This window comes from Pseudomonas sp. D4002 (genome assembly GCF_013385665.1).
GTDB lineage: Bacteria > Pseudomonadota > Gammaproteobacteria > Pseudomonadales > Pseudomonadaceae > Aquipseudomonas.
Window position 1 is genome coordinate 1 of sequence record NZ_JACAPN010000002.1, and the last position, 19,760, is coordinate 19,760.

13 protein-coding genes are annotated in these 19,760 nt (G+C 62.3%); 1 reads left to right on the forward strand and 12 read right to left on the reverse strand.

Annotated elements, in window-relative coordinates; translation table 11 throughout:
• Positions 1–35 precede the first annotated feature (35 nt).
• From HX824_RS00765 to HX824_RS00805, 9 genes are all read right to left on the reverse strand, one after another.
• Positions 36–3,146, reverse strand: a complete 3,111-nt coding sequence (locus tag HX824_RS00765) for an autotransporter serine protease (protein WP_177054021.1) — start codon at positions 3,144–3,146, stop codon at positions 36–38.
• A 184-nt stretch (positions 3,147–3,330) separates the two neighbouring features.
• Positions 3,331–6,288: an autotransporter serine protease gene (locus HX824_RS00770; RefSeq protein WP_177054022.1), complete on the reverse strand. Its 2,958-nt coding sequence runs from the start codon at positions 6,286–6,288 to the stop codon at positions 3,331–3,333.
• Between the two features lie 197 nt (positions 6,289–6,485).
• Positions 6,486–7,823: a TolC family outer membrane protein gene (locus tag HX824_RS00775; RefSeq protein WP_177020829.1), complete on the reverse strand. Its 1,338-nt coding sequence runs from the start codon at positions 7,821–7,823 to the stop codon at positions 6,486–6,488.
• Between the two features lie 2 nt (positions 7,824–7,825).
• A complete protein-coding gene (locus tag HX824_RS00780) occupies positions 7,826–9,160 on the reverse strand; it encodes an HlyD family type I secretion periplasmic adaptor subunit (RefSeq protein ID WP_008433775.1) in 1,335 nt (444 codons plus the stop codon).
• Complete coding sequence (locus HX824_RS00785) at positions 9,157–10,908, reverse strand: type I secretion system permease/ATPase (RefSeq protein ID WP_177054023.1); 1,752 nt, start codon at positions 10,906–10,908, stop codon at positions 9,157–9,159. Before HX824_RS00785 ends, HX824_RS00780 begins: the two co-directional genes overlap by 4 nt.
• A 101-nt stretch (positions 10,909–11,009) precedes the next feature.
• The gene (locus HX824_RS00790) at positions 11,010–11,381 is read right to left on the reverse strand and encodes an AprI/Inh family metalloprotease inhibitor (protein WP_166742171.1); all 372 of its coding nucleotides are present in this window, start codon (positions 11,379–11,381) and stop codon (positions 11,010–11,012) included.
• A 74-nt stretch (positions 11,382–11,455) separates the two neighbouring features.
• On the reverse strand, positions 11,456–12,904 hold the full coding sequence (locus HX824_RS00795; RefSeq protein ID WP_008433780.1) for a serralysin family metalloprotease: 1,449 nt from the start codon (positions 12,902–12,904) through the stop codon (positions 11,456–11,458).
• 364 nt (positions 12,905–13,268) lie between these two features.
• On the reverse strand, positions 13,269–14,369 hold the full coding sequence (locus HX824_RS00800) for a P1 family peptidase (RefSeq protein ID WP_003217115.1): 1,101 nt from the start codon (positions 14,367–14,369) through the stop codon (positions 13,269–13,271).
• A 9-nt stretch (positions 14,370–14,378) separates the two neighbouring features.
• Complete coding sequence (locus HX824_RS00805; RefSeq protein WP_003217116.1) at positions 14,379–15,743, reverse strand: APC family permease; 1,365 nt, start codon at positions 15,741–15,743, stop codon at positions 14,379–14,381.
• A gap of 197 nt (positions 15,744–15,940) precedes the next feature.
• On the opposite strand from HX824_RS00805, the gene HX824_RS00810 reads away from it, so the two are divergent.
• Positions 15,941–16,735: a helix-turn-helix transcriptional regulator gene (locus tag HX824_RS00810; protein WP_008433783.1), complete on the forward strand. Its 795-nt coding sequence runs from the start codon at positions 15,941–15,943 to the stop codon at positions 16,733–16,735.
• Between the two features lie 104 nt (positions 16,736–16,839).
• On the opposite strand, the gene HX824_RS00815 is transcribed toward HX824_RS00810, so the two are convergent.
• Genes HX824_RS00815 through HX824_RS00825 form a run of 3 tightly spaced genes read right to left on the reverse strand, consistent with a single transcriptional unit; the run spans position 16,840 to position 19,755 of the window.
• Positions 16,840–17,919 (reverse strand): polyamine ABC transporter substrate-binding protein, encoded by a 1,080-nt coding sequence (locus HX824_RS00815; protein ID WP_177020827.1) that lies wholly within the window; start codon positions 17,917–17,919, stop codon positions 16,840–16,842.
• A 60-nt stretch (positions 17,920–17,979) separates the two neighbouring features.
• Entirely contained in the window at positions 17,980–18,321 is a 342-nt protein-coding gene (locus tag HX824_RS00820) for a cupin domain-containing protein (RefSeq protein ID WP_177054024.1), read from the reverse strand.
• Positions 18,322–18,348: 27 nt separating this feature from the next.
• Positions 18,349–19,755: an FAD-binding oxidoreductase gene (locus HX824_RS00825; protein ID WP_087694414.1), complete on the reverse strand. Its 1,407-nt coding sequence runs from the start codon at positions 19,753–19,755 to the stop codon at positions 18,349–18,351.
• Positions 19,756–19,760: the final 5 nt, after the last annotated feature.

A 19,760-nucleotide genomic window follows, 5' to 3' on the forward strand; every position in this document is an offset into this window, starting at 1 on the left:
AACCATAGAATCTCCCACATTTCGAACCGCAGTGTTTAGAAAGCCCAGTCCAGGCTCAAACCCACCCCATGGACTTTCTCCTTGCTGGCCAGCAGGCCGTTGTAATCCAGATTCACCTTCGCCTCCTTGCTCAACGCCAGGCTGACCCGTGCCCCCACCAATGCCGCATCACGCACCATCGACGAACTCTCCACAGTGAACGAAGGGCCGCCCGAGGCAAACGCCAGGTGCCGCTCGGAATCGACGCTGCTCAGGTTGTGCTGCCAACCCAGGGTGCCGGAAAGCTCCAGTTGCTGATGGTCATTGATATTCAAGGTTTTCAGCGCTCGAGCACCCAGGGTACTCAACACCACATCGCGGCTGTCATCCCGGCCCTTCAAGGCCGCCGCATCACCCTTCTCGGTAAACCCATCGGCATCCAGATGCACGTACGCCAGGTTGGCGAACGGTTCCAGGGCCAGGGGTTGCAGGTTCAGGCGATACGCCGCCTCGGTAAATACCTGGGTACTGCGGGCATCCACCTTGGCTTTCTGCTTGCCGGCGACTTCACCGTATTGCAGCTCGCGCTTCACATCGGCGCGGTGCCAGCTGTAGGTCGCACCACCGCTCAAGCGCAAGGCACCGATTTCATGCCCGGCATACGCACCCAGGTGATAGCTGTCCACCGATGCCCGGGAATGGGTGTCGCTGCCCATGTTCAGCGATGTATCGCTGTACCCCGCCACCAGGCCTACACGGGTGTCTTCATCCAGCGCGCCGTCCACACCCGCCAGCATGCCGCCGATGGAGGTGGTGTAGCCCGCCGTATCGCTGCCGCTGTTGGTCTTGCCCCAGGCGCCCAACGCCTTGACCCAGACGTTGCCACGGCTATCGACGGTCTGGCTCGATGCGCCCATTGCCCCTTGCTGCAAACGCTCGCCCACGGCTTCGCGCAGGTAGCGGTTGTCATTCACCAACGCGGTTTCCAGCGCCGGGTAGATTTCCCCGGACAGCTGCTGGAATGCACCCTGGGCCGAGGCCGCATTCGGCGCCAGCAACAGGCTTTCGTACACGGCGTTGCCCGCGCCCAACTGCTCGGCAGCAGCGGCCACCGAACGTTGGTTCGGGGTGGCGGCCACACTGGCAAAGGTGTTGGCATTGCGCCCCACATCCAGTTGCACGCCGTTGGCGGCGTAGTTCAGGGTACCGCCGATAAACAGATAGTTGGGCAGCACCGAACCGAAGCTGCCGGTAATCCCGCCCGCAGCCTGCAGGATGTTGTACTGGCGACCGATCAGGCTTTCGGCCTGGGTCTGGGTCAGCAGCGTCGGGCTGTTTTCCAGGGCCAGGGTCACCGTGCCGCCGCTGAGGGTGGCCTTGCCACCGGCGACGATGCGATCACTGTTGGTGGCCGACAACTCCACAGCATAAGTAGAGCCCGCTGCGAAGTTCACATCCCCGGCCACGTTCAGGGTGCCGATGGAGTTGCCCGGCGCCACGGTACCGCCGCTGTTCGCTGTCAGCGAACCAATGCGCCCGGAACCACCCACTACGCCGCTGCTGCTGACGGTAACGTCGGAGGTGATCGAGCCATTGATCGCCAGCAACCCTTGGTTGACCAGGGTCGGGCCGCTGTAGGTATTGGTGCCGGTCAGTACCAGCGCGCCAATGCCCTGCTTGGTCAAGCCGCCATGCCCGGAGATATCGTTGCTCCACACATCCAGCCCGCAATGCACATCGGTGCACGTGCGCTGGGTCGGTTTGCCGGCATCCACCACGGCGCCAATCCCTGGCAGGTCCGCGACAAACTGGCCGGAGCCGTAGGCGCCGTCGATACGAAACTCCGCCGGGATATCCTCAGCCGTCACAAACATCCCCGGGCCGTTGATGGCCTTGCCCAGGTTGATCATGCCCCAACCGTACAGGGAGTCGATGCCCGGTGCGCCGAGGTCGGTCGCGGTGGTTTTCAGCAGCGTGGAGATCTGGTCGCCGCTCATGTACGGGAAGCGCTCCATCAACACCGCTGCACTGCCGGCCACATGCGGCGCGGCCATGGAGGTGCCGTTGAAATTGGCGTAGTCGGTGGTCAGGTTTTCCAGGGAGGTGCCGTTGATCACCGAGCTGTAGATCTTGGTGCCGGGCGCCGCGACGCAGAAGCTGGCGGCATACCCGCAGCGCGAGGAAAAGGTACTGATCACGTAAGGATCGGAACTGGCGGTGTCGGGATTCTGTTGCAAGGCCGCCACCGACAGCCAGTTGGGTGCAATCTCCGGCACGAAGTACGCCAGGCCCGAGATCGCATCCGGGTTGTTGCGGTTGTAGTCGTTGCCGGCGGCAAAGATCGTCAGCACGCCGCTGCGGGCCGCATCAATGGCGCCCTGATAAGCGCCACCTGCGATCGTCCCAAGGATCGGCCGAATGTTATTGAACTGCGCCTGGGCTTCATTGACCGTGAAGTTGGGGAATGCCGGATCTCGGCCGCCCTTGGCGTACTGGTCACCGATGCCGATGCCCCAGCTGTTGTTGATAATGCGCGCGCCGCTGGCCACCAGCGCGTCCCAACCGGCTTTGTAGACCGCACCGTCGTTGCCCAGGATGATCCCGTCTTCGGGGCCCGGGTCACCATTTTCGGCGCTGATGATCTGCGCATCGAACGCCACGCCGTGCATTGGCCCGCCGTCGCGGTTACCCGCGGCGATCCCGCCTACGTGCGTGCCGTGATTGCCGAGCTTGCCGTTGGAACCCAGGGAAGGCGTGCCGTCGTAGCGAAACGCGTCCCCGGCCTTCACCGGGATGTACGGGTCGGTGTATTGGCGAATGCCTTCGGTCACGAGCGTGACCACTTTGCCGGGGCTGGCGAATTCCGGATGCTGGGCATACACCGGCTGGTCGAAGATCCCCAGCTTCACGCCCTTGCCGGTGTAGCCGGCGGCGTAGGCGGCGTCTGCATGCACGGCGCCCAGGCCCCAGTCGGCCTTGAATTCATTACTGCGCCAACTGGCAGCATCTCCCAGTTTTCCGGTTTCCACGTAGGGTGCGGCCTGGGCGGTACCCAGGCTGGCCAGGCAACACAGCAACGCGCCGTATGGCACGCAGCTCAGGGCCTTGAGCGGGTAGCCCGGGCCTGTTGGGATGGCGGATTGAAACCCTCGTTTTGTTTTTTTCACGGTGACCTTCCTTAGTTTTTATTGCACTTGTATAAATCACGTTTCTCCCAAGCGTCGCCGACCCCATGTGGGAGCGGGCTTGCTCGCGAATGCGGTGGCTCAGTTACAGGTGCGTCGACTGACACACCGCATTCGCGAGCAAGCCCGCTCCCACAGTTGACCTCTTTCGGCCTCAGGATCTTGCTCAGAACTGCCAGTTCAGGCTCAACCCCACACCCTGGATTTTTTCCCGGCCAGCCAATTGGCCGGTGTAGTCGAGGTTGACCCGTGTGCTTTTGCTCAACGCCAGGCTCGCCTGCACGCCCACCAATGCCGCGTCGCGCATCAACGGCGAGCTTTGCACCGCAAACGACGGCCCTCCGGCGACAAACGCCAGGTGCTCTTCGGATTCAACGGCACTCAGGCTGTGCTGCCAGCCCAGCGAGCCGGAAACGTCCAGTTGCTGGCGGTCATTGAGGGGGAAGGTTTTTGCCGCCCGCAGGCCCAGGGTGCTCAGCACCGCATCGCGGCTGTCACTGCCACGCTCCAGCGCGGCGGCGTCGCCTTTCTCGTGAAAGCGTTCGTTGTCCAGATGCACGTAAGCCAGGTTGGCGAACGGCTCCAGCGCCACCGAGGACACGTTCAAACGGTAGGCCGCTTCGGTAAATACCTGGGCACTGCGCGCATCCAGCTTGGTCTTCTGCTTGCCGCTGACTTCGCCGTACTGCAAGTCGCGTTTCACGTCGCCGCGATGCCAGCTGTAGGCACCGCCGACGCTCAAGCGCCAATTGCCCAGCTCATGCCCGGCGTAGGCGCCGAGGTGGTAGCTGTCGATGGACGCCGATGAATGCGTGCCGCTGCCCATGTTCAGCGAGCTGTCGCTGTAACCGGCCACGAGACCGGCACGGGTCTGCTCGTCCAGCGCGCCGTCGACACCGGCCAGCATCCCGCCCAGTGAGCTGGTGTAGCCTGCCGTGTCGCTGCGGCTGTCGGTCTTGCCCCAACTGCCGAGCGCCTTGACCCACACGTTGCTCTCACCGGTAACCGGCGTATGGCGCAGGCGCTCGCCCACGGCATCGCGTACCTGGCGGCTGTCATTGATCAGCATTGTGCCGATGGCCGGGTAGATTTCTCCCGACAGCTGCTGGAAACCCGACTGCGCCGTGGCTGCCGAGTCTGACCGCAGGATGCTTTCGTACACCGGATTACCGGCGCCCAACTGCTCGGCGGCCGCCGCCACCGAACGCTGGTTACGAGTGGCACCGACACTGGCGAAACTCGCATCACTGCGGGCAATGCCCAGTTGCACACCGTTGGCGGCATAGTCGAGGGTGCCGCCGAGGAACAGGTAGTTGGGCAACACGGCACCGAACTGGCCCTGGATCCCGCCAGCCGCCTGGAGGATGTTGTACTGGCGCCCCACCAGGCTTTCCGCCTGTTGCAGGCTGAGCAGGGTCGGGCTGTTTTCCAGGGCCAGGGTCACGGTGCCGCCGCCGAGGATTGCCTTGCCCGTGGCGACAATCCGGTCGCTGGTGGTGGGGGTGAGTTCGACCGCATAGGTCGAGCCGGCGGCGAGGTTTACATCCCCGGCCACCTGCAAGGTGCCCACGGAATTGCCCGGCGCCACGGTGCCGCCGCTATTGACCTGTAACGCCGCGATGCGACCGGAGCCGCCCAACGTGCCGCTGTCATTGACCGTCACCGCGGACGTCAGCGAGCCACTCACCGCCAACCGGCCGCCATTCACGGTGGTCGGGCCACGGTAGGTGTTGTCGCCCGCCAGGATCAGGCTGCCCGCACCGGATTTGGTCAGGCTGCCTTCGTAGATACGCTGGGCCGCGGCTGCCGCACGGGCAGTGCCAACGGCATAGTCCGTCTGGTCCTGCTGACTCGCGCCGGCGCCCACGCCGTTCTCCCAGCCCTTGTCGCGCAGGGTTTGCTGCCAGGCCAGGGTTTCGGCCCTGTCTTCGGCCTGACGCTGGATCAGCGCCTTGTCGGAGATCGCATTGCTCCACACATCGCCCTGCCCGGCCGCCAACGTGACATTCATCGGCCCGAGCAATTGCCCGGGCCCGTGCATTGCTCGGCCAAGGTCCGGCACGCCCCAGCCCACCTGGGTGGTCGGTGCGTCGGTGACCGCGCCATTGAGCTGGGTGGCCGTGGTCAACAGCACCTGCAAGGCCTGTTCGTTGTTCAGGTACGGATAGCGTTCCATTACCAGCGCCAGTGCGCCGGTGGCATGGGGCGCCGACATCGAGGTGCCGGATTTCACCCCATAACCGCCATCGGGAATGGTGCTGTTGATCAACGCCCCGGGGGTGGAAATGCACCAGTACTTGGCGATGCCGCACTGGTTGTATTTCTGGTTGTTCGCCTTGTCCAGGCCCGATACCGCCAGCCAGTGGCCTTCCAGCTCCGGCTGGAAATAAGGCAAGGCCGAACGCACGCTGGCGTTGGCGTAGCCGCTGTTGCCAGCACTGAACACGTTGATCACCCCGGCCTTGGCCACCTCCGCAGCGGCATCCAGCCAGGTGTTCTGGTTGTAGTGCTGGGCATAGGCAGCGTGCAGGTCGCCAATGGTCTGGTAGCTGACATCCTTGGGTTGGCTGCCCCAACTGTTATTGATCGCGCGCACGCCGGAATCCACCAGCGCGCTGTACACCGCCTTGAAGTACTTGGGGTCTGGCGTGGGGCCGAACAGGAAGCTGTCGCTGGCGTTGGTGTTGCCGACGTAGATCTGCGCGTTGTACGCCACGCCGTGCATGCCCACGCCATCGCGGGCCGCGCCCATGGTGCCGGTCACGTGGGTGCCGTGGGAGTCATTGTTTGGGTTGAGCGCGCCGGTGGTCGTGAAGGGGCTGCCATCGACGTAGGTGCCGCTGGCGGTGACCGCGTGATAGCGGTCTTTTGAGGCTTCAGGATGGTTGGGGTCGAAACCCGAATCCAGGGCGCCGATCTTCACGCCACTGCCGGTGATGCCGCTCGCATAGGCCTCGTTGGCTTTCATCCGCTCCAGGCCCCAGTCGCTCTGGAACTCGGCGGAACGCCAACTGCCGGGGTCGCCGACTTTGCCGGCTTCGATGTACTGCCCGTGGGCCGCCACTGACAGCAGCAGCAAGGAGCCTGCGGTGAAGGGTTTGAAGCGAGGTGAACCAGTAATCATGAAGAGTCCTTTTTCTTATTGTTGAAATACCTGTGGCGAGGGAGCTTGCTCCCGCTGGAGTGCGCAGCGCTCCCAAGATCTTGGGGCCGCTACGCAGCCCAGCGGGAGCAAGCTCCCTCGCCACAACAAGCGCCCTTGCCAAAACAAACGCCCATGCCACCAAAGCTCCCTTGCACCAAGTACCACTCGTCCAGGCATCAGCGGCTCTCAGGACCAAACGCCTCGTCCACCTTGGCCAGGTCGGTGTCACGCAAGTTGCCCGCGTAGTAATGCAATTTGGTCCAGGCCATCAGGTAGTCGTACCGTGCCTGGGCCAGGTCGCGACGGGTGCTGTACAGCTGCTGCTCGGCGTTCAGCGCATCGAGGTTGACCCGCTCGCCGCCGAGGATGCTTTGCTTGGTCGAGACCACCAGCGCTTCAGCCGAAGTCAGCGCCTTTTCATACGCCCGCAACTTGCTGACGCCCGACAGGCAAGCACTGAACTGGCGTCGCAGTTCGATCAGGGTTTCGCGGGTCTTGCCTTCCAGTTCGTACTCGGCCTGCTCCATGGCGCGGCTGGCCTGGCGGGTGGAAGCCGAGACGCCGCCACCGGCATACAACGGCATGCTGACTTCGATGCCGATGGTGTTGGTGTCGTAGCGCTGGTTGTAGGTGTTGCCGCTGTCGGATTCCTGCTGGCGCGAGCTGGCATACGCCGTGATGCGCGGCAGGTGCCCCGAACGGTTGCGCTCCACTTCATAACGCGCCACTTCCACGGACTGGCGTTGCGAGGCCAGGTTGGGGTTGTTGGTCAGCGCCAGTTCGTGCCAGGTGTCGTAATTGGCCGGGGTCAGGGTGAAGGCGGCAAACCCCGGGTTCAGCGGCGCCAGGTCGTTGATGTTGACGCTCTGCACGCCAATCAGCGCCCCGAGTTCGCGCAGCGAGGCGTCCTGTTCATCCAGCGCCTGGATTTCCTCGGCAGTCGCCAGCTCATAGCGCGACTCGGCTTCCAGGATGTCGGTGCGGGTGCCCTCACCCTGCTGGAACAGATGCTGGTTCTGCTGGAACTGCTGCTCGTAGGCCTTTTTCTTGGCGCGGGCAATGTCGATCTGGTCCTGGGCAAACAACGCCTGGGTGTAATAGGTCAGCACCCGCACCAGCAGCGCCTGGCTCTTGTCGCGGAAGCTCTCGTCGGCAAACAGTGCCTGGGCCACGCCCTTGCGGTAGTTGGCATAGGCTTCGTAGTCGAACAGCGGCTGTTGCAGGGTGAACGTGGAGCCATAGCTGTTGTAGTTGCGGTCATCGTGATAATTGCCGCCGCGCCCGTCGGGCAAGGTGGCCTGGGAGTTGTTGCGGCCCTTGTTGTAGTTGTACGAGAGCTTGGGCAGCAGGCCGGCGCGGCCGATGGTGCGGTTTTCCAGGCCGGCGTCGCGCTCCTTGATGGCACCAAGGAATACCGGATCGTTGCGCAGGGCCTGTTCGTAGACATCGAACGGGCCCATGGCGGCCTGGGCGCTGCCGCAGGCGAGCAGCAAGGCGATGAACATCGGCTTCATGCTCATTCCTCGGTCAACGCCGAGCCAGCGCGGTCCAGCAGCGGCTTGAACAGGTAATTGAGCAAGGAGCGCTCGCCGGTGCGGATGAACATCTCGGCGGGCATCCCCGGCTTGATCACCAGGCCATGGAGTTTCTCCAGGGCGCTGCTGCTGACGGTGGTGCGCAGCACGTAGTAAGGCATGCCGGTTTTTTCGTCGAGCATCTGGTCGGCGGAGATCAGGCTCACCTCCCCCGGCACCCGCGGCGTGCGGCTCTGATTGAAGGCGGTGAAGAGAATGTCCACCGGCAAGTGCGCACCGACCTTGTCCACCAGGTGCACCGGCAGGCGCCCTTCGACTTCCAGGCGGGTGTCCTGGGGCACGATTTCCAGCAGGGTTTCACCGGCACGCACCACGGCGCCTTCGGTGTGCACGCCCAGGTTGACCGCGATGCCATCGGCGGGCGCGTTGATCTCGCTGTGCTGCAGGTCGAAACCGGCGGAGGTCAATTGTTGCTCCAGGGTCAGGCTGCGCAACTGCGCGTCGGCCAGTTGGCTGCGCACTTCCTTCTGGTACTCCTCGCTGTGCTGCTGCAACTTGAGGCGCGATTCGAGGATGCCCTGCTCCACCCGCCCGCTTTCGCCGGTGTTCTGCGCCAGGTCCTGTTGCACCTGGGACAGTTGCCGCTGGTATTCCATCAGCCGGTTGCGCGGGATGTAGCCGTTGTCGGCCAGGGGTTGCAGGTTGTTCAACTGGTCTCGCAGGGATTGCGCCTGGGCCGTCAGGTCACTGCGGGCGCGGCGCATGCCGTTCAGTTGCGCCGTAGCGCCTTCGATACTGGCGCGAATCCCGGCCTGTTCCCGGGCAAAGGCTTCGCGGCGGCTGCTGAACAGTTGACGCTGGCCTTCGAGGACCAGTGCCAGGGCTTGGTCCGGGTTGCCGCTCAATTGCGCCGGAAAGGTGATCGTCGACTGGTTATCCCGCTCGCTCTGCCACCGTGCCACGCTGGCCCAGGCCATGCGGTACTGGGCTTGCAGGGAGTGCACGTCGGCCTGGTTCTGCGTCTGGTCGAGCCGGAACAGTGGCTGGCCCTGCTTCACCGCCTCGCCCTCACGCACCAGGATCCGGCTGACCACGCCGGGGCTCAGGGTTTGCACCGCCTTGCGCTTGCCCGATACCACCACCGTGCCTTGTACCGGGATCCCCTGGTCCAGCGGCGCCAGACTGGCCCAGAGGAAAAACCCGCCGGCGCCGACCACTGTCAGCAGCCAGCCCATGCGGGCGAAGAAACGCGCGTCGTGCTCGGGATGGGTCTGTTCGTAATCGCGGTTGATTTGAATGCTGCTGTCGCTGCTCATGCGCCTGGATTCCTTCCGGCTTGATACTGACGGCTGAGGCTGACCCCGGCCTTTTCTCGTGGTGCTTCCTGCTGGCCGGACAGTGCGCGCAGCACGTCCTGGCTCGGACCAAATGCCTGCAAACGACCTTCGTTCAGCACCAGCAGCTTGTCGGCCTGGGCCAACGCCGAGGAACGGTGAGTCACCAGTACCACCGTGCTGCCCTGGGCTTTCATCTGCATGATCGCGCTGGCCAGGGCGGCTTCACCCACGGTGTCGAGGTTGGAGTTGGGCTCGTCGAGCACGATCAGGCGTGGCCCGCCGTACAGCGCGCGGGCCAGGGCGACCCGTTGCTTCTGCCCACCGGACAGGCCGCTGCCCTCGTCGCCGAGCACGGTGTCGTAGCCGTGGGGCAAGCGCAGGATCAATTCGTGCACACCAGCCTGTTGGGCGGCCTGCACCACCAAATCCGGGTCGGCTTCGCGAAAGCGTGCGATGTTGTCGGCGATGCTGCCGCTGAACAATTCGATGTCCTGGGGCAGATAACCGATATGCGGTCCGAGGTCGTCGCGGTCCCAGCGATGAATGTCGGCTCCGTCCAGGCGCACGGTGCCTGCCAGGGTTGGCCATACGCCCACCAGCACGCGGGCCAGGGTTGATTTGCCGGAGCCGGAAGCACCCAGCACGCCGAGCACTTCGCCCGCAGTCAGGTTGAAGCTGACTTGATGCAAGGTCGGCACACGTCGCCCCGGCGGGCCTGCGCTGACTTGCTCGAAACTCACATTGCCCTTGGGCGCCGGCAAGGCCATCTGCTCGCCCTGGGGCGGAAACTCGCGCATCAGGTTGTCCAGGCGCTGGTAGGCCAGCTTGGCCGAACTCCATTGCTTCCACACGGCGATCAACTGGTCGATGGGGCTCAACACCCGGCCCATCAAAATGGAGCCTGCGATCATCATCCCGGCGGTCATGTCGCCCTTGATCACCAATAGCGCACCCAGGCCCAGCACCAACGATTGCAGGCACAGGCGCAGGGATTTACTCAGGGAACTGATGATCGAGCCGGTGTCGCTGGCCTTGTTCTGCAGGCCCAGGAACTGCGAATGCACCTTGAACCAGCGCTTGCGCAATGCACCGAGCATGCCCATGGCCTGGATGGTTTCGGCGTTGTGCAGATGGCTGGTGGCCAACTGGGTGGATTGCTGGGAAAACCCGCTGGCTTCACCCAGGGGCTTTTTGGTCAGGTATTCGTTAAGGCACGCCAGGGCAATCAGCAGCACTGCACCCGCGCTGGCCAGGACACCCAGCCAGACGTTGAACAGGAAGATCACAAACAGGTAGATCGGAAACCACGGCGCGTCGAAAAACGCGAACAGCGCAGGCCCGGTGATGAATTGGCGGATGTGGGTCAGGTCCCCCAGGGATTGCCCGCCATGGCCTTCGCCCCGTTGCAGGTTGCGCTCGAAAGCGGCCTTGTAGACCCGCAGGTTGAAACGCCGCTCCAGCTGGCTGCCGATGCGAATCACGATAAAGCTGCGGATCACCTCCAGCACACCGATAAAGGCGAAGAACCCCACCACCATCAGCGTCAACATCACCAGGGTGGTTTCGTTCTGTGAAGACAGTACGCGGTCGTAGACTTGCAACATATAAATCGACGGCACCAACATCAATACGTTAATCAATGCCGTGAAACAGCCAATACTGATCAGAATACTTTTGTAGTCGCCGAGTGCCTTGAACAATGGTGCAACGGGAGTGGTCTTCGCCATGTTGCCTGATCTTCCCTGAGCCGAATGACGCGCAATAGTTTACCGAGCGCCCCATAAAGGGGCGGGCAAACATTAAAATCGGGTTATATCTATATAACGAACTATTCCGGTGCGCGCTGTAATATCAATACCGCGCCGGTTTTTGCGCGACCTTCATATTCGCCTTCTTTCTGGCGATTCAAATGGGTTATGCCGGTGCCTTCGGCATTCATCAGCCAAATACCATCGGGAGTAGGCGTCCAACTAACGGGGGCTTCCCCCAGCCATTGTCCGGCGCACTCCACATCGCCCCCTAACGCGTTAGCCTGCTCAATCAAGTCCAGTGCGCACACCTGCTCTTGCTGATGCAGCGCCCAATGCCCGGCCAACTGCGCGGAAGTAGGTAAAACCAGACTGCTTGCCATTGCTGTGGCTCCTGCCGACATAAGCAACACCTGGAAACTCCAGGCCACGGTACTGCGAAATAGCGTCATCACCTTCGCCCGTTCATGGGGTGGATGCAAGGGCAGAGGGCGGCGCGTGTGCGCCACCCTCCTTTACGCGTGTATCAGGCCACGATGTCGGTGACGGCTGCCTGGCCAACGGTGGTGACGAGGAAATCCGCCACGCCGTGCCCGGAGAAGTCCACGGCCAATGTGCCCAGGTTGGTACCCGAAGCGTAGGACAGCACCGCGTCGCCGGCATGACCGGTAAACGCGTTGACGAAGGTCAGGCCTGCACCTTTGGTGATGCCGGTGAGGTCGATCTTGTCCGAACCCGAGGTGAAGTCGAAGATCTTGTCGGCCGCACCCGGCTTGGAGTCGGAGCTGGCGCCGAACACGAAGGTGTCGTTGCCTGAGCCGCCCCACAGCTGGTCTGCACCGCCGCCGCCGAAGATGATGTCGTTGCCGGCACCGCCCTTGAGGACGTTGGCGGCTGCGTTACCGATCAGCAGGTCGTTGCCCGAACCGCCGATGGCGTTCTCCACGGTCACACCCTTGGCGATGGAAACGTTGCCCACCAGGCCGCCAACGTCGGAGAACGAGGTTTCATTGAGGTTGATCTTCTGGTTCTGGGTAAAACCGGAGAAGTCCAGGGTGTCGTTGCCGCCACCGTCCCACACCGAGAACACCAGCTTGTCGGCCGATGAAGTGGCGCTGAGGAAATCACGCCCGGTGTTGGAGTTGAAGCCGTAGGTGGTGTCACCGGCACGGGTGTTGTAGTTGGCGCCGTAGAGCTTCTGGATCGCGGCGATGTCGTCGATCAGCGGGCCGGACGAGTAGGCTTCTACCCCGCCTTTGCTGAAGTTCTGGTTGGTGTTGCTCTCGCTCCAGTAACTCATGACGCTGTAGCCACGCGTGTCCTGTCCATAGTCCGCGTCTTTGTACGAAGGGTTGCCGGTCCCGGCGTTGTAGTCGCCAGGGTGGTCCAGGCCCAGGGTGTGGCCGATTTCGTGGGTCAGGGTCTGCCGGCCATAGTTGTTCAGGTCCGGGGTCTTGTTCGGCGTGTAGCTGTTGTTCGTCAGGTACCAGGAAGTGCCGTCAAGGCCGCTTTCGTTGTACTTGGCGTTGGTGCCTGGCAGGTAGGCAAAGGCCGCTGCGCCGTCCTGGCCGCCGCTGTAGTTGCCGAAGGTCATGTGGAAGTCACCGCCCGAGGCTTTCTCGGTGAAGGTGACATTGGCCACATCGGCCCAGGATTGCATGGCCAGTACGGCCTGTGCTTTCTGCTGGGTGTTGAACTGGCTGAACCCGGTGATCCCATGCTTGTTCATGGTCGCGTTCGAAGCCGAAGTCAGGAAGGTGTAGGTGAGATCGATCTTGCCGTTGCCATCCACGTCCCGGTACGCGGCGTTCTCACGCAGCAGGTGGTCGGCGGCCTGGTCAACGGTGAACGACGGTTTGCCATTGACCGTGAGGTTGCCACCGCGGTCGTATTGATGGCTAAAGCTATCGATCTGGGTGTAAGCGGTACTTGCTTGAGCCGCCGACACAATAGCTTTGTCTTTTACTTTTGACATAAACGTACTTCCTTGTTTGCAAGTGGAACAGTTTTTGTCCGACCGGACCCACTCTGGCGAGTAAGTCCGATCACTCGCCCCTTTTGAAGGCGAAAGAAAACTGACACAACCTGAAATCATTCGTCCAGCGGTTTTTATCCAAGGATAAAGTTGGGCCGGTGAACAAAACCTGCAAACACTGGTAAATAGCGCGTTATTAAAATCCAGCTATTTAAATATTAAATACTCCTAAAGACATTTAGCCACGAATGGATCCAAAGTATTGACTGAGGTGCACTAAGAAAGTGTCACCGTGTCATTGTTAGTATTGAATAGCCACTATTTAAGTGTTTGTCCCGTATTACCGGGACAAGACTTAGTTTACTTACTGGCCGCGCCAGCCGGTTTGGCGCAATGCCTGCAGGAGCGTGTGGGCATCCAGCGCGGGCACCCGCACACCCTGGTCGGTGGTCATGTCTTCGCCGGCCACTATGGCATTAATGATCGCCTCTTCCACGGCCTCCGCCGCCGCGCTGAACAGCGGTGAAATGTGGTCGTTATTGACCATTTGCAGGGCTGTGCTGAGGGGCGAGCCCTTGCGCCCGTAGTCGGCCACCGGCAAATCCTGATTGCCGGTGGCGAACGCCAGGAACAGGTCCCCGCTGGAGTCCTCGGTACCGCCACCCGTGCGCGCAATCCCGATGGACGCGCGTTGTGCCAGGCGCTGGCATTGATGGGGCAGCAACGGCGCATCGGTGGCGATGATCACCACGATGGAGCCCATGCCGGGTGTGCCGCGATCGGCAAAGGGTGACGGGATGTCCATCAATTGCCGGCCTACCGGGTAACCATCCACGCGCAGTTCCTGGCGCTTGCCATGGTTGGCCTGCACCAGCACACCGACGGTCCAGCCACCCTGCTCCGCCGGCAAGCGCCGTGACGCGGTACCGATGCCCCCCTTGAACTCATGGCAGATCATCCCGGTGCCGCCGCCCACGGCGCCCTCCGCCACCGGCCCGGATTCGGCGTTGGCCAGCGCCTCGCGCACATGCTCCGGGCCGACGTGCTGGCCCCAGATATCGTTGAGCAAGCCGTCGTAGGTTTCCATCACCACCGGCATGCACCAGTACACGGCGGGGTCTTCGAGGCTTTCGCGCTCCAGGGCGATCAGCGTGTCGCGCACAATCCCGATGCTGTGGGTGTTGGTGATCGCCAGCGGCGTGGTCAGCAACCCTGATTCGCTGATCCATTCAAGGCCCGTGGCGTCGCCATTGCCGTTGAGCACGTGGTAGCCGGCAAAACATGGCTGATACCGCGCGGCACCGGCCCGGGGCTGGATCGCCGTCACGCCGGTACGTACCTGTTTGCCGTCGATGCGGGTCTTGATCGTACTGTGGCCGACCCGAACCCCTGGAACGTCGGTGATGGCATTCAACTCACCGGGCGTACCCAGTCCCAAGGTGATGCCCAATTGACGTGCACGCATAACCACTCCTTACAATTTCTGAAACGCCGGACTCAACCGGCCACTGATGCAATACAGGATCACCGACAGTGCCAACAGGCCGATGATAATCATGATGTCGCGAACCGAGGCGGCAATCGCCAGGGTCACCAACAGGTAGCCGGCGCCCAGCACCGCCAGCAAGGCCGGCACCGGCCACAACGGCATGCGATACGGGTGCTCGCGGTCACGCAGCAACACCCGGCTCATCAACGCGCTCAACGCCACGATCAGGTACACCAGCATGATCAGCAGTACGCTGAAAGACGTCAGGTCCGCCAGGTTGGAGCTGAAGCTGAGCAATGCCGAAGGGACCGCCAGGAACAGCGTAGCCAACCACGGGGAATCCCAGCGTGGATGAATCCGGGTGAAGAGTTTGTTGATGGTGGGTGTCCACAGCGCATCGCGGCCGCTGCTGAACACCACCCGGCCAATCTGGATGACGATGGCGACGATGGCGTTGAATACCGACAGGAAGATCCCGGCGCTGACCAGCCGCGACAGGGTTTCGTTACCGTGGCTGGTCAGCAGGTAGCCGATCGGGTCGGGACTGCTGATCATCGCGCTGAGGGATGGCGCACCGATCAGCAAGGCGGTGATCGGCACCAGCTCGATGACCACCACCAGGCCCAGGGACCACAACACCGCCTTGTGCACGCCCCTGCCGCCGCACTTCATGTCTTCGGCCAGCAATACGGCGGGACCGTAGCCATTGAACGAGAACAGGCCGATGCCCACCGCGCCGATGACCAGCGCCCAGGGCGCCAGGTGCAGCACGCCGTTCTCGACGATTTGCGGTTGCAACAGCACGCTGACCGGCTGCACCGGGTTGCCGAAGCCGATAAACACGATCACCAGCAACGCCGCCACTTCCAGCAGCAGGCAGGTGCCGGTGATCCAGGCATTCAGCTTGATATTGAGGATACCCAGGGCGTAGCTGCACACCACAATCACCAGGGCCACGGTTTGCGAATCGAATTGGGTGCCGAGGGCGTTATTCAGGTAAGTCGCCGCCCCGGTGGCCAGTACCGGCGGGATAAACAGCAGCATCACCAGTACCGTGAGGAACGTCGCGTAGCCGGCCATGCCGCCGAACACCCGCTTGGCATACACGTATTCGCCGCCGGCGCTGTTGTGGGCACGCCCGAGTTCGGCGTAGCAAAAGGCGAACATCAGCGCGAGCAAGGCGGCCATCACAAAGGCCAGGAACACCCCGCTGCCGGCCTGCTGGATGGCAAACGGCGCAATCACGAACACTGAACTGGCCGGGGTGACCGCCGAGACGGTGATGGCCACTACATCGAATACGCTCAGGGTGGGTTTCAGCACGCCGTCGGGCGTGGAAGGAGCACTCATATCGTTATCCTCTTGATTGTTCTTGGTTTGAGGCAGAAACGAAAAGGTGAAGCGGCGCAGGGTATGTTCCCCACTGACTGACGGCCAACTTAAACACTCTGTGTAGATCGGCCAATTCCCCTATTGGAGTACTCCCCTTGACGCCGCCGGGCAAAAGTCGAACCCTTGCGGCCTGAATCCTTAGCGTGGAGCTGCACATGAGCCTGTTCAGGGAAGTCGGCATGCACGCGGGCCTGGGGCGTACCGTCGCACAGATCGGCACCGGGCGTTTCTGGAAGCAACTGGTGCTGTTGCTGCACCAATGCCTGCCCTTCGACAATGCCCTGGCGATCTTCTACCCCGCCGATGGCCCGCCCGAAGCGCTGGAAGAATACGACGCACAACCGAGCAGCAAACCGGCGTCGATGCTGGTTTATCTGAATGGCTTGTACCTGTTGGACCCGTTTTTCCAGGCGTGTCGCGAGGGGTATGCCAGTGGCGTGTACCGCCTTGAGGAAGTGGCGCCGGATCATTTTCGCCAGAGTGAATACTTCCTCAATTACTTCCACGACAACGTGCTGGAAGACGAGGTGCAATTCATCCTGCAATTGCCGGGTGCGGGGACGTTATCGCTGTCGTTGGGAATGCAGCGGTTGTTTACCGGCGAGGAAACGGGGTTGATGACCATGCTCGCGGCCTGGGTGTTGCCGTTGATGCAGCAGCATTGGCAGCAAAGCACCCAGCGAGTGGCCGCGCCGGCGGAAATGGCCAGCCAGATACGGGACGCGTTGAGTCATTTCGGCTGTGGCGTGTTGTCGGAACGGGAGCTGGAAATAGCGCGATTGGTGTTGCGCGGGTTTTCGTCAAAAGCCATGGCCGAACGGCTGAATATCTCGCCGGATACGGTCAAGGTTCACCGCCGGCACCTGTATGCCAAGCTGGATATCTCGTCGCAGCCGGAGCTGTTTTCGTTGTTTATCCAGTCGTTGGGGCATGACTTGGAGAATCCTTGATTCCGCGGCGTGGGAACGCCGCCCTGGACGCTCCGCATGCGCTTTTGAAGTCGTGACGCGGAGCGTCACAGGATGCATTCCCACGCGGAGCGTGGGAACGATCATCAACGCCCGGTACGAATGGTGTTCCACACCCGCGTACGAATCCGGTCGATGTTCAGTGGCATCGCTTCCAGTGCAAACAACTTGCCCATCATTTCCGGACTTGGGTACACCTTGGTGTCGCTCTTGATCGCCGGGTCCACCAGGCTGTCCGCCGCGGCATTGCCGTTGGCGTAGTGCACGTAGTTGGTGATGCTGGCCATCACTTCCGGGCGCAGCAGGTAGTTCATGAAGGCATAGCCGGCTTTTTCATCCGGGGCATCGGCGGGCATGGCGACCATGTCGAACCAGATGGCGGCGCCTTCCTTGGGAATGTTGTAGCCGATATTCACGCCATTCCTGGCTTCCTTGGCGCGGCTTTCGGCCTGGAGGATGTCGCCGGAGAAGCCGACGGCCACGCAGATGTCGCCGTTGGCCAGGTCGGCGGTGTATTTCGAGGAGTGGAAATACGCCACGTACGGCCGCACTTTCATCAGCAGGTCCTCGGCCTTTTTGTAGTCTTCCGCCTTTTTGCTGTGGTGCGGCAGGCCCAAGTAGTTGAGGGCCGCGGGCAGCAGTTCCGGGCCGTTGTCGAGGATGGCGACGCCACACTTCTGCAGTTTTTGCATGTTCTCGGGCTTGAAGATCAGGTCCCAGGAATCCACTGGTGCGTTGTCGCCGAGTACCGCCTTGACCTTGTCGATGTTGTAGCCGATACCAGTGCTGCCCCACAGGTACGGGAAGCCGTGGGCGTTGCCCGGGTCGTTGTTTTCCAGGGCCTTGAGCAGCACCGGGTTGAGGTTTTTCCAGTTGGGCAACTGGCTCTTGTCGAGTTTCTTCAGCGCCCCGCCCTGGATCTGCCGGGCCATGAAGTGGTTGGAGGGGAACACCACGTCATAGCCGGATTTGCCGGTCATCAACTTGCCGTCGAGGGTTTCGTTGCTGTCGTACACGTCGTAGGTGAAACCGATGCCGGTTTCTTTCTGGAAGTTCCTGGTGGTGTCGGGGGCGATATAGTCCGACCAGTTGTAGATCTTCACCGTCTCGGCGGCTTGGCTGAGGGTGGCGACGAATACCAGCGGCAACAGGGCAATGGGTCTCATGGTTCGATTTCCTGGCGGTTTTAGGGCTGTTTTTATGGCAGGCGATCAAAGATCAAAGAATCAGAGGATCAATACATAGGTCTTGCGCACGGTTTCCTGGATGTCCCAGATACCGGTGCTGTTGGCCGGCAACATCAGTGCGTCGCCGGCTTCTATGTGGAGCATTTCCCCGTTGTCGGGGGTAAAGGTGCAGCGTCCCTGGATAAAGTGGCAAAACTCCTGGGCTTTGATCTGCCGGCGCCAGCGCCCGGGCGTGCATTCCCAGATGCCGGTTTCGACGCCGTCGCTACGTTCCACGCTCAAGGTCGAGGCCACCGCGACCGGTGTGCCCAGTGGCATGGCGACGGGCGAGGAGTCCGGCAAATGGGCGCTGAGTGTGTCTTTGAACTGGGTAATGCTCATGTTCATACCTGTGGTGATTGAAACGACTTAGTGCATGAAACCTTCCATGAACCCGGCAACCCCGCTGGCCAGTTTGCGGCGCCACGGGGCGGTATTGGGGTTGGCCAACACCTGGTCCTCATGCACAAAACTGCGGATGATCGCGTTGTAGCCCAGCCAGCGGCAGGGTTCCGGTTCCCAGGCCTTGAGCCCGTCCAGCCGGCCCGGCTGAATCACCCATGGCTGGCGAACCAACGGCGTATCGAGCCCCAGGATCAAGTCCGCCAGGGTGCGGCCACCGAGGTTGCTGGCGCCTACGCCCTCGCCGCCGTAACCACCGGCCAGGGCGATGCCTGCCGCGTGATCGCAGAGCATGTGCGGCTTGAAGCGCCGGGACATGCCCAGGTTGCCGCCCCAGGCGTGGGTGATCCGGACTTTCTTGAGCTGCGGGAACAGTTCGCCGAACAGGTAGCGACGCAGTTCGACTTCGCTGTCGGTGAGATCGAAGTTGTGTCGCAACTTGCCGGCAAACTGATAACCCCCGCGAGCGCCGAACACCAGGCGGTTGTCCGCCGAACGCTGGCCGTAAGTCACTTGCCGGCTGCTCTCGCCGAACGCCTGGCCACGATTCAGGCCGATCTCGTCCCAAGTGCTGGCCGGCAACGGCTCGGTGGCAACGATCAGGCTTTGCACCGGCAACTGATAGCGCCCCAGCGGAGCCAGCGTGGTGGCATACCCTTCCACTGCCGGCACCACCCAGGAGGCGCGCACCGAGGCTTTGTCCGTGCGCAGGCTGCCGGACTGCCAATGAGTGACGGGACTGTTTTCGTAGATCTTGACGCCCATCCGCTCCACCAACCGCGCCAGGCCGCGCACCAGCTTGGCCGGGTGAATCGTGGCAACGTGGGGTGCATAGATGCCGCCATAAGGCTTGGCGATACGGATCTGCTCGGCCAGTTGTTGCGGGCCAAGCCAACGGTAATCGTCGTCGGTCAGGCCCTGGCTGTGAAGTTTGGCCAGGTACGCACGCAGGGTGGCTTCCTGTTCGGGGTAGCGCGCGGCGCAATACAGCACACCACCCTTGCGGTAGTCGCAGTCAATGCCTTCGCGCTCGATCACTTGCGCGACTTCGTCGGGGATGGCGTGCAGCAGGTCGAACGAGGCCCGGCGCTGTTCCGGGGTCAGGCCGGCCAACAGGCGGTCCTCTCCCAGCAGATTGCCCATCAGCCAGCCGCCGTTACGGCCCGAGGCACCGAACCCGGCGGTTTGCGCCTCGATGATTGCGATTTTCAGCTCGGGCGCCTGGCGCTTCAGGTAATACGCGGTCCAGAGCCCGGTGTAGCCGGCGCCGATGATGGCCACGTTGACGTCCAGGTCCTGCTCCAGGGACGCGCGTGCCAGCAGCGGCTCGTCCAGCTGGTCCATCCATAAACTGATATTGCGCCATGCAGGCATGCCAA

Excerpts from the sequence above, each read along its gene's own strand:
- HX824_RS00775 (WP_177020829.1), bottom strand. The coding sequence starts at position 7,823 with ATGAAGCCGATGTTCATCGCCTTGCTGCTCGCCTGCGGCAGCGCCCAG.
- HX824_RS00815 (WP_177020827.1), bottom strand. The coding sequence starts at position 17,919 with ATGAGACCCATTGCCCTGTTGCCGCTGGTATTCGTCGCCACCCTCAGC.
- HX824_RS00780 (WP_008433775.1), bottom strand. The coding sequence starts at position 9,160 with ATGAGCAGCGACAGCAGCATTCAAATCAACCGCGATTACGAACAGACC.
- HX824_RS00810 (WP_008433783.1), top strand. The coding sequence starts at position 15,941 with ATGAGCCTGTTCAGGGAAGTCGGCATGCACGCGGGCCTGGGGCGTACC.
- HX824_RS00795 (WP_008433780.1), bottom strand. The coding sequence starts at position 12,904 with ATGTCAAAAGTAAAAGACAAAGCTATTGTGTCGGCGGCTCAAGCAAGT.
- HX824_RS00820 (WP_177054024.1), bottom strand. The coding sequence starts at position 18,321 with ATGAGCATTACCCAGTTCAAAGACACACTCAGCGCCCATTTGCCGGAC.
- HX824_RS00800 (WP_003217115.1), bottom strand. The coding sequence starts at position 14,369 with ATGCGTGCACGTCAATTGGGCATCACCTTGGGACTGGGTACGCCCGGT.
- HX824_RS00790 (WP_166742171.1), bottom strand. The coding sequence starts at position 11,381 with ATGACGCTATTTCGCAGTACCGTGGCCTGGAGTTTCCAGGTGTTGCTT.
- HX824_RS00825 (WP_087694414.1), bottom strand. The coding sequence starts at position 19,755 with ATGCCTGCATGGCGCAATATCAGTTTATGGATGGACCAGCTGGACGAG.
- HX824_RS00805 (WP_003217116.1), bottom strand. The coding sequence starts at position 15,743 with ATGAGTGCTCCTTCCACGCCCGACGGCGTGCTGAAACCCACCCTGAGC.
- HX824_RS00770 (WP_177054022.1), bottom strand. The coding sequence starts at position 6,288 with ATGATTACTGGTTCACCTCGCTTCAAACCCTTCACCGCAGGCTCCTTG.
- HX824_RS00785 (WP_177054023.1), bottom strand. The coding sequence starts at position 10,908 with ATGGCGAAGACCACTCCCGTTGCACCATTGTTCAAGGCACTCGGCGAC.